The sequence below is a fragment of the Rahnella perminowiae genome (assembly GCF_019049755.1).
Classification (GTDB): Bacteria; Pseudomonadota; Gammaproteobacteria; order Enterobacterales; family Enterobacteriaceae; genus Rahnella; species Rahnella perminowiae.
On the sequence record NZ_JAFMOS010000454.1, the window covers coordinates 1 to 10,036 of the forward strand.

At 57.0% G+C, this 10,036-nt stretch carries 9 protein-coding genes; 8 read left to right on the forward strand and 1 reads right to left on the reverse strand.

Features of this window, described 5'->3' with window-relative positions; genetic code table 11:
* Positions 1-207, forward strand: a 207-nt coding sequence (locus J1785_RS07795; RefSeq protein ID WP_217219170.1) for a hypothetical protein, incomplete at its 5' end; no start/stop codon positions are given.
* Positions 208-359: 152 nt separating this feature from the next.
* Here J1785_RS07795 and J1785_RS07800 read toward each other — a convergent pair.
* Positions 360-1,133, reverse strand: a complete 774-nt coding sequence (locus tag J1785_RS07800; protein WP_129951441.1) for a GntR family transcriptional regulator — start codon at positions 1,131-1,133, stop codon at positions 360-362.
* A 77-nt stretch (positions 1,134-1,210) separates the two neighbouring features.
* Between J1785_RS07800 and J1785_RS07805 the strand changes: the two genes are divergently transcribed.
* The 7 genes from J1785_RS07805 to J1785_RS07835 are packed head-to-tail and all read left to right on the forward strand — an operon-like array spanning position 1,211 to position 9,913.
* The gene (locus tag J1785_RS07805) at positions 1,211-2,530 is read left to right on the forward strand and encodes a M20 family metallopeptidase (protein ID WP_217219171.1); all 1,320 of its coding nucleotides are present in this window, start codon (positions 1,211-1,213) and stop codon (positions 2,528-2,530) included.
* On the forward strand, positions 2,530-4,125 hold the full coding sequence (locus J1785_RS07810; protein ID WP_217219172.1) for an ABC transporter substrate-binding protein: 1,596 nt from the start codon (positions 2,530-2,532) through the stop codon (positions 4,123-4,125). The genes J1785_RS07805 and J1785_RS07810 overlap by 1 nt, the downstream gene beginning before the upstream one ends.
* A 15-nt stretch (positions 4,126-4,140) precedes the next feature.
* A complete protein-coding gene (locus J1785_RS07815) occupies positions 4,141-5,088 on the forward strand; it encodes an ABC transporter permease (protein WP_217219173.1) in 948 nt (315 codons plus the stop codon).
* On the forward strand, positions 5,081-5,908 hold the full coding sequence (locus J1785_RS07820) for an ABC transporter permease (protein ID WP_129951437.1): 828 nt from the start codon (positions 5,081-5,083) through the stop codon (positions 5,906-5,908). The genes J1785_RS07815 and J1785_RS07820 overlap by 8 nt, the downstream gene beginning before the upstream one ends.
* Positions 5,908-7,542, forward strand: coding sequence for a dipeptide ABC transporter ATP-binding protein (locus J1785_RS07825; protein ID WP_217219174.1), 1,635 nt, complete (start codon positions 5,908-5,910; stop codon positions 7,540-7,542). The genes J1785_RS07820 and J1785_RS07825 overlap by 1 nt, the downstream gene beginning before the upstream one ends.
* Before the next feature lie 17 nt (positions 7,543-7,559).
* Positions 7,560-8,783: a M20 family metallopeptidase gene (locus J1785_RS07830; protein WP_129990631.1), complete on the forward strand. Its 1,224-nt coding sequence runs from the start codon at positions 7,560-7,562 to the stop codon at positions 8,781-8,783.
* Between the two features lie 14 nt (positions 8,784-8,797).
* A complete protein-coding gene (locus tag J1785_RS07835) occupies positions 8,798-9,913 on the forward strand; it encodes a M24 family metallopeptidase (protein WP_217219175.1) in 1,116 nt (371 codons plus the stop codon).
* Positions 9,914-10,036 lie beyond the last annotated feature (123 nt).

Below are 10,036 nucleotides of genomic sequence, written 5' to 3' on the forward strand. Positions count from 1 at the left end.
GTTTTCCACCTCTCGTCCGGCGGTATTTTGGAACCGGCCTCAGGCTTCAACTGCACAACTTCACTGATTTTGTCTTTTAAAAAAGCCAAAGGCGATTCAGAAATCTTGCTGAACGGAGCGGCTTCGAGACCTATGGCTCGAAGACCGAGAGAAGGCACCGCGCAGCGGCAAGATTTCCAGCCTGTCGCTGTGCTACCTGAAACATAGCCAGCGAGCGAAGCGCGCAGTGAAAAAGCGCGGGAGTCCAGAGGGCGCGCGCTTACGCGTCCTCTGGGCCAGTGTGGGCGGCGAGCCCACGACCTTGAAGTTGAAGTTGAAGTTGATTTTAAAGCGGCCCCGTTGCAGCCGCCCCCCTGCAACTACCGGATCTCATTCACATACATAAAATGATCTGTGCTGAACCGGTGGTGCGCCATGATCACCGGCACGGCACTTTGATCAAACGACACTTCGTCGATCACCATCACCGCGTGTGGCGCTTCAAGCTCCAGCCATTTCAGGTCGTCTGCATCGGCCATTTCAGCGATCAACTGCTCGCGCACGGCCGCCACGCGGACACCGTATTTTTCCAGCAGAAAACGGTATAGCAGCGGAGGCAAATCACTGGCAGCAGGGAAATCCGGCAGGCGTTCTGCCGGTAACACCAGCCGTTCGTGCATGGCAGGAATGCCTTTTACCCGGCGTAAACGACGGATGCGGATAACCGGTGCGCCGTCGTCAATTTGCAGCTTTTCAGCCTCACGGGCATTGGCCTGGCCGGTCTGGTGATCGAGCAAAATCGTCTCGGAGTTCAGCAGTGCACCATCACGGCCATGCAGGCGGAAATACTGGAAGAAATAACTGAGATTGTGCAACGGTGCCCAGCCGGTGACCACGGTGCCCGTCTTGCGACGCCGCATCAGCATGCCTTCTGTGGTCAGCGCCGACAGCGCTTTGCGCACCGTACCGACCGAAACCCCGAAATCAGCCGCCAGCGCGTTTTCACTCGGTAAAACCGTGCCCGGCGGCAGCTCGCCAATCAGAATGGATTCGCTGATGTGACGTTTCACCACTTCGTATAACGGCGCGGATTCCCTTTCACTTAACCGGCCAAAAGGGGAAGCGTCCTGCTCTGCTTTATTTTGTTGTGTCATACCTGATTACCTATTGACCTGAACGGGCATCTGCTTTATCTATAAACTATATAGAAATAGAATGAAGCGAGTATAGCATGTCGTGCGAAGGAAGTTTGCAAATTGCGCTGGACTCCATCCGGCAGGACGAAACCGCCATTTTACAGGATCTCAGCCAGATGCTGGCAGTGGATACCTGCTTCCCCCCGGGCACCGGTTATCCGGCATTTGCCGCCCTGATGGAATCTCTGCTGGAGCCGATGGGCTTTGCCTGTCAGCGCGTCAGCGTGCCGGAAAATCTGTGGCAAACGCCGGACGGCAGCGCACAGGGTGAGAGGGTCAATGTGATTGCTACGTTACCGGGCAGCGCGACCGAAGCCTGTAATCTCTATTTTCATGTGGATACCGTGCCTGCCGGTGATGGCTGGAATTACCCGCCGCTGGCGCTTACCCAGGCGGAGGGCAAACTGATTGGCCGCGGTGCCGCTGACATGAAAGGCACGATTGTCGCGACACTTGCAGCAATTCGCGCTGCGCAACGTCACGGGCTGGTGCTGAAATTTAATCCGGTTCTGCTGTTGTGTACCGATGAGGAAGGCGGGCTGTATCCCGGTGTGCGTTATCTGGCTGAGCAGAAATTATTTGCCGGTCATATGCTGAGCTTTAACGGCGGGGCGGTGCCGCGTATCTGGGGGGGATGCTTCGGCAGTATCGATCTCAAAATTTGTATCACCGGCCGCTCGGCGCATTCCGGCGATCCGGTGGGTGGCATTAATGCTATTGAAGAAAGCCTGCCGCTGATGAATGCGCTGCATGCGCTGAAACACGATGTCGAACAACGTGCCTCAGCCATGCCTGCGCCGCCACATTTTGAAGGACGGCCGCTCACGTCCCGTCTCACCCTGGCGGCCGCGCAGGGCGGTGGCAAAGGCTCGACCATTCCCGCGCGCTTTGAACTGCTGGTCAACCGCCGCTATTCGCCGGAAGAACCTTTTGAAAGGGTCTTTAAAGAACTCACCGGCTGCATCACCCAGGCCATGAAAGACTCAGCCGCGCTGTCAGTGGAGTATCACCTGATTGGCCATCTGGCCCCGGTCAGTGATCCAACCGGATCCCACTGGCCGCGCTGGCTCGCAGCACTCGGTCAGGGTTTTGGTTTCCACGCAAACGATTTCGCTGTCTGGGGTTCTTCCACCAGTTCTGACATGGGTTGGGTTCAGCAGGCAGGCATTCAGGAAATATTACTCGGCGGGCTTGCCCGGCCGGAAAACCGTATCCATGCATCGGATGAATATACAACCATGCAGGACGTCGTCGCGTTATCGCAGTCCATTCTTGCTTATTTAGCTTCTGATTTTATTCCCACAGAAAATTCGCCAACCCAGGGCTTTTCGAATTCCGCAGAGAGGGTTCAATAATGTGTGCAATGAAAGGCGTTAACCGCCGTCAGTTTATCGCAGGATCTACCATTCTCACCGGCGCGGCACTGTTACCGTGGTCGGGTAATGTTGCCGCTGCTGTGTCCAGCGCCACCGGTTCCGGCGGTTCACCGCGCAAAGGTGGAGTACTGCGCATCAGTGTGGACCAGGCGGCAGGCATGCTTAATCCGCAGCAGGCGCGCGTCAATCCGGAATATCTGATGGCCGAATTGCTGTACAGCGGCCTGACCCGTCTGACGCAGGATATGAAAGCTGAAGCGGATTTAGCCGCGTCCTGGACAGCCAGCGACGATCTGACGCAGTGGACTTTTATCCTGCGCCAAAACCTCAGTTTCCATGACGGCTCTGCCTGTACGTCTGCCGATGTCGTCGCCAGCCTGAACGCCATACTTGACCCGAAAAATGCCTCTCCCGGCCAGCACAATATCGGTCCGATCAAAACAGTGACCGCACCGGATGCCAGCACCGTGGTGATTAGCACCGACGGTCCTTACGCCGATCTGCCAGTGATGCTGGCCTATCCCGATGCGAAGATTATTCCTGCGGCGATTGCGGGCGGCCAGCTTGAACGTCTGAGCAAGGAAGCCATCGGCACCGGGCCGTTCAGACTGGTGTCGTTTGACCCTGAACGCCTGATTGTGGTTGAGCGTAATCCGCATTATTACGACCCGTCACGTCCGCATCTGGATCGCGTTGAAGTGGTGGTTTATCCGGATGCAATCGCTGAAGGCTCCGCGCTGATTGCCGGTGACACCGATCTGATGCTTTCCGCCGCCTCTACCGAATTTGCGCGCCTGTCAAAATCTTCCGGCATAGTGCCGCTGCGTGTGCCGTCCGGTCAGTTCCTCAACGTGAACATGGGGTGTGACACCAAACCGTTTAACGATGTGCGCGTCCGTCAGGCGCTGGCGCTGTGTGTGGATCGCAAGGCTACCGTGGATTTTGTCGCCGAAGGCTACGGCACGGCAGGCAACGATACCCCGCTTAACACGGCCTATCCGTATTACCTGAATGAGCCGCTGAAAGCGCCGGATTATGCCAAAGCCAAAGCATTGCTGAAAGATGCCGGGTATCCCGACGGAATAGATCTGACGCTGATCGCTTCGGATAAACCCTCCACCCGCACCCAGCTCGGGATTGCACTGCGTGAAATGGCCAAACCGGGCGGTTTTCGCATTAAGGTGCAGACGATGGCACACAGCACCTACCTCGACCAGGTATGGAAAAAAGGCAATTTTTACGTTGGCTTCTACAACATGCAACCCACACCGGATGCGGTCTTCTCGCTGCTTTACACCTCAACGGCCTCGTGGAATGAAACCCGCTGGAATAACGCTGAATTTGATGCGGCGGTAAAAGCGGCGCGTGAAACTGCCGATCCGGCAAAACGCACCGTACTTTACGGCAAGGCACAGAAGCTGATGCACGACGACGTGCCGTCGCTGATCCCGGCATTCTTCGATTTGCTGGCGGCAGGGCGGGATTACGTTGCCGGTTATCAGCTTCATCCGCGCGGTGCGGTGTTCCGTCTTGATCATGTGTGGCTGACGGCGAAAGCCCCGACCCGAAAATAGCAGGGGGCATTGATAGTGACGGCGAGTTATCTGTTTAAACGTTTCATGCTGGTGATTTACACCCTGCTGGTGGTGTCGCTGCTGGTGTTTGGGATCACGCAATTGTTACCGGCGGATGCCGCCGTAACCCTGCTCGGGCAAAACGCCACGCCGGAAGCGCTGGCTGCCGTGCGTGCGCGTCTCGGACTCAGTGATCCGGCGTGGCTGCAATACTGGCACTGGCTGCACGGCGTGCTGCACGGTGATTTCGGCGTCTCGATGCGTAATGGTTTGCCGGTGGCGCCGACCATTATGGCCGCGCTCGGGCGTTCCCTGCTGCTGGCGGTCTGTGCGCTGTTGCTGATGCTGGTGGTCGCGATTCCGCTGGGGATCTGGGCGGCGGTCCGGCGCGGAAAACTGGCCGATATGCTGGTCAGCGTACTGTCATATGTCGGCATTTCTTTTCCGGAATTCGTGACCGCCACATTGTTATTGCTGCTGTTTGCTGATGTCTGGCAGATCCTGCCCGCGACCGGTTATGTGCCCCTGACGGAGGATTTCCGGGGTGGCATCAGTCATCTGATCCTGCCGTCGGTGACAGTAGCACTGATTCTGGTGGCCCATGTTTCACGCATGGTGCGTTCGGAGATGGTCGATGTGTTGCAGACCGATTATATCCGCGCCGCACATCTCAAAGGTTTGTCGCGCCGCAGGATTTTGTGGCGTCACGCGCTGCGTAACGGCCTGCTGCCCACCATCACTATTGTGGCGCTCGACGTGGGTTATCTGCTTGGTGGCATCGTGGTGGTGGAAGAAATTTTCGCCATTCCGGGGATTGGTCGCGAACTGATCGTGGCCGTGCAGGCACGGGATTTACCCACCATTCAGGCCGGGGTATTAATCCTTGCCGCGACCTATTCCGTCGTTAATTTCCTGGCCGATCTGGCCTATGTTTTCCTCGATAAACGGATCAGTTATGCGTGATGTGATGAAGCATTTAATCCGTTCGCCGCAGGGCGCTGTCGGGTTGTTTATCTTAACGGTGGCTGCGCTGATGGTGTGCGGCGGGGCGCATATCGCGCCTTATGATCCGGAATCTATTTCTATTCTGGCACGGTACAAAGCACCTTCAGCAGAACACTGGTTCGGTACCGATCAGCTCGGGCGCGATATTTTCAGCCGTGTGATGGTCGGTGCGCGCGCCACCATTGTGCTTTCACTGCTGGCGACACTGATGTCGATGGTAATAGGTGCCGTGATCGGCACAGCCAGCGCCTATCTGGGCGGCAAAACCGACGAAGCCATTATGCGCACAATGGACGCGGTCATGTCGATCCCGAGTCTGTTGTTTGCGCTGCTGATTGTCAGCACCCTCGGTCAGAGCAGCTTCAATGCGGTACTGGCGATCACCATCGCATTTGTGCCCGGCATGGTGCGCATTGCCCGCAGCGTCTCGCTGGCTGCGCGTCAGCAGGATTACATCAGCGCGGCGATTGCCCGTGGTGAAGCCACGCACTACATCATTTTGCGTGAAATGTTGCCCAATATTGTCGCGCCGATCATCGTGGAAGCCACTATCCGCGTGGCCTTCGCCATCATGTTGTTTGCCACACTGAGTTTTCTCGGCCTTGGCGCACAACCGCCGGAGCCGGAATGGGGGCTGATGGTGTCAGAAGCCCGCGCTTATTTCTTTAATGCGCCGTGGATGATGCTGATACCAGGTGTAGCGATCGCGCTGGTGGCGGTTGGTTTTAATCTGCTGGGCGATGGCCTGCGCGATGCGCTTAACCCGAGGAGCCACTGATGAGCGAAGCCGTATTAGCGATAGAGAATTACAGCCTCGATTACCTGCTGCCTCATGCCGAACCTTTACAGGTTTTGCAGGACATTTCACTCAGTGTGCAGCGCGGCGAAGTGGTCGGGCTGGTAGGGGAGTCCGGTTCGGGTAAAACCACACTGGGCTGGTCGGTAATGCGTTATATGGCGACGAATGCGCGGGAACGCAGCGGGCGTATTTTGCTGGCGGGCGAAGATTTATGCCAGATGGCGAAACCGCAGCTTGAAAACCTGCGTGGCGGCAAACTCGGCATGATTTTTCAGGATCCGGGCGCCTCGCTGAACCCGACGCTGACACTGGGTGAGCAGGTGACCGAAGTGCTGATCCGCCATCGCGGGCTGGATGCCAGACAGGCACGGGAGCTGGGCATTGAGTTGCTTGGCAACGTCGAGCTGAAAAATCCGGCGGCGATGATGAAGCGTTATCCGCATCAGGTTTCCGGCGGCGAAAAACAGCGGGTACTGATCGCCACGGCGTTTGCCTGCGAACCGCAATGTCTGATTTTCGATGAACCGACGACCGCTCTCGATGTCATCAGTTCGGCACAAATTCTGGCGCTGTTTGCCCGCCTGCGTGAAGAAACCGGTGTTGCCTCGCTGTATATCTCGCACGATCTGGCACTGGTGTCGGCCGTGGCAGACCGTGTTTGTGTGCTTGAAAAAGGCCACATCGTTGAACAGGCCAGTGCACGCACGCTGTTCCTTTCGCCGCAACATGCTTATACGCAAAAGCTGGTGGCGGCAGTGCCGGATCCCGCTCACCGTCTGACAGATGCCGTACCGGTTTGCGCGCAGCCGTTACTCAGCCTGCAAAACATCAATATTGATTATGGTCGTCACGGTTTGCTCGACCGGCTGTTTCGCCGTGAAAACGGCAAAACCCGTGCCGCATCGGATGTCAGCCTGACGGTGCATCGCGGGGAAATCGTCGGCGTGGTGGGTGAATCCGGTTCCGGTAAATCGTCGCTGGCGAAAGCGCTGACCGGGCTGGTGCCGTTCAGCGGTAAGGTTGATTTCAGGGGGTATAACCTGTTTGGCCGTGCGGAAATGGACAAAGACTACCGCCGCCGTGTGCAGATGATTTTCCAGCATCCGGATGCCTCCCTCAATCCGCGTCAGCGTATCGGCGAGATTATCGCCCGTCCGTTGCGTTTGTACGGTTTGCCGGACGGCGAAACCGAGGCGCAGGCCATAGCGCGTTTGCTGGAAGATGTGCGTCTTCCAGCCAGCTTCGCCCGGCGTTTTCCGCATGAACTTTCCGGCGGACAGAAGCAACGTGTGGCGATTGCCCGGGCATTTGCGCACCCACCCGAACTGGTGATATGCGATGAAATCACCGCCGCGCTGGATGTCTCCGTACAGGCGACGGTCATCGAATTATTGCTGGAACTGCGCCGTCGTTACGGCACCGCTTACCTGTTTATTACCCACGATCTGAACCTGATCCGCCAGATTGCACACCGCGTGGCGGTGATGTATCGCGGGGATTTACTGGAAGTGCTGCCGGGCGACGCCATGGTGCAACACGCCAGTCATGATTATACGAAGGCGTTGCTGGCGGCGGTGCATACGCCCGAAACGGCCGTTACAGACCATCTTTGATACTGAAAGGGTTACACATGAATTCTCAACAATTACTGGCCGCCATTGACGATGACTATTGCCTGAATTTTCTGTCGCGGATGGTACAGCACAAGAGTTACAGCCAGACAGACGGCGAGCGCAGACTGGCAGAGTACATGGCCAGCCAGATGCAGATGCTCGGGCTTGAGACGCAGCTGCAACCGGTGCCGGGTGAGCGTCTGAACGCTATTGGTACGCTGCGCGGAGAGGGCGGCGGCCATAGCCTGTTGTTCAACGGCCATCTCGATACCAATCCGGTGACCGAAGGCTGGACGGTGGATCCGTGGGCAGGAAAAATCGATGATGAATTCATCTATGGCATCGGTGTTTCCAATATGAAAGCCGGTGATGCCGCGTATTTTTGCGCGCTGAAAACGCTGATCGACAATGGCGTGAAACTCAAAGGTGACGTGATCCTGACTTATGTGGTCGGCGAGTTGCAGGGCGGGATCGGCACCATTGCGGCCATCGAACAGGGCATCCGGGCGGACTATTTTATTAACTCAGAACCGACTGATGTGCAGGCGATGACCATGCACGCCGGGTCGCTGATGTTCACCATCGAACTGACCGGCGACACACGCCATCTTTCAAAACGCGAAGAAGCGGTTGATGCCATACAGGCGGCCATCAGGCTAATCCCGCAAATCAATAACATCACCTTTACCGGTGCGGAAACGGACGATCACCGCAAGATTAACCGTGGCCATGTCGGCACCATTCACGGTGCGCTGGGGCGTGATTTAGAGGAATGGCGTCCGCCGCAGGTGGCTGACTTTGTGCGCCTCAGCGGGTCTGCGCGTTTTGCACCGGGGCAAACTGTCGATACCGTACTGGCTGATTTACAGGCGCTGCTCGATAACCTGTGCGGTGAATTCCCCGGCCTGCAGGCGGAACTGTTTGATGACGGTAAACGTCATCGCCCGACCATGCTGCCATTCGAAGTATCACCGGAGTCCCTCATCGTTAAAGCGGTGAACCGTGCCTATCAGACGGTGCGCGGTGAACAACAGCCCACCGGAGTTATCACGCCACCGGCATTTTATGGCACTGACGCCGCGCATTTCTATCAGATGCTGGGCATGGAAGGCGTGGTATGCGGGCCCGGCGGCAAGTTCAACACCATGCCGGACGAGCGTGTTCACATTAAAGATTTCCTCGATACCGTGCGGGTATATCTGCTGGCCATCCTCGAAATTTGTCAGCCGGTTGACGCCTGAAAGAGGATAAACGGATGTCGATGCCTGTGAATCTGGCGGCACTGAGCCGCCTGCGTGATGCCATGCGCATGGCTGATGCAGAAGTGATGCTGGTTGACAGCGGGGAACTGCTGGCATGGCTGACGGGTTTTACCGTATCGGAAACGCTGTACCGTGCCTGTCTGGTGCCGCTGAGTGGTGAGCCCTGGATCGTGTTACGCCAGCTTGATGAAGCGCCTTGTCGTCAGTTGAGTTGGTTTCGTGACGTTGTCACTTACTCTGACCATCAGGATCCGTGGAAATGCGTGGCAGACAGTCTTATTGCCCGGGGATATCGCGATTGCCGTCTTGGGGCGGATACCCGTTCGTATGGCATGACGGTGGATACCTGGCAGCAGCTTTCCGAATATTTACCTGATGCTGTCTGGCGGCCGATGCCGGGTGTCAGTGATCGTATACGGCAGGTGAAATTCCATTACGAGCTGGACAGTCTTCAGCAGGCGGCGTTTATCGCCGATACCACCTTTCTGGCACTGAAAGAGCAGGTGAAAGCGGGCTGGCGCGTGCGGGATGTGGCTTCGCTGGCGGCGGGGGTCTTCCTTTCCGAAGGCGCGGATACCGGCGAAACGGGGCCTGTCGTCCGTTCCGCCGGTGACAGCGGTTTTCTGCATGCGCAGACGCACGAGGACATTATCCGCGACGGCGACATTCTGCATGTGGAGCTGATCCCGAAGGTAAAACATTACAGTGCCCGCCTGATGCGCCCGTTTATTTCTGGCGGTGTAAGCGCAGAGCGGCAGCATATCGCCCGTCAGCTGATTGCCCTGCAGGATGCGCAGATCGCCGCGATGAAGCCAGGTGCAAGAGCCAGTGATGTCGATGCGATTTTACGCAACGGCGTGCTCGCCGCCGGTTTACGTGCAGAATATGGCAATGTTACCGGTTATGCGCTCGGACTTTACACCCGTACGCCGCGTCCGAGTGATTTCTCGCACTGTTTCACGCCGGCGGCAGACTGGCGACTTGAAGAAAACATGGTATTTCATATGTACACCTCGGCGGCAGGACTGGCGTTCAGCGAGACGGTCGTGGTGAGGCCGGAAGGCGGAATCAGAATGAGCCGGTTACCGAGGGAAGTGATGGAGATTTGAAAAAAAGGGGGGCCTTTTTGAATCCCGGCTTAATTTCAAATTCAAATTCAAATTCAAATTCAAATTCAAATTCAAGGTCGTGGGCGTCGGCCCACACCGACTTGGGGGACGGCTTATCACCGC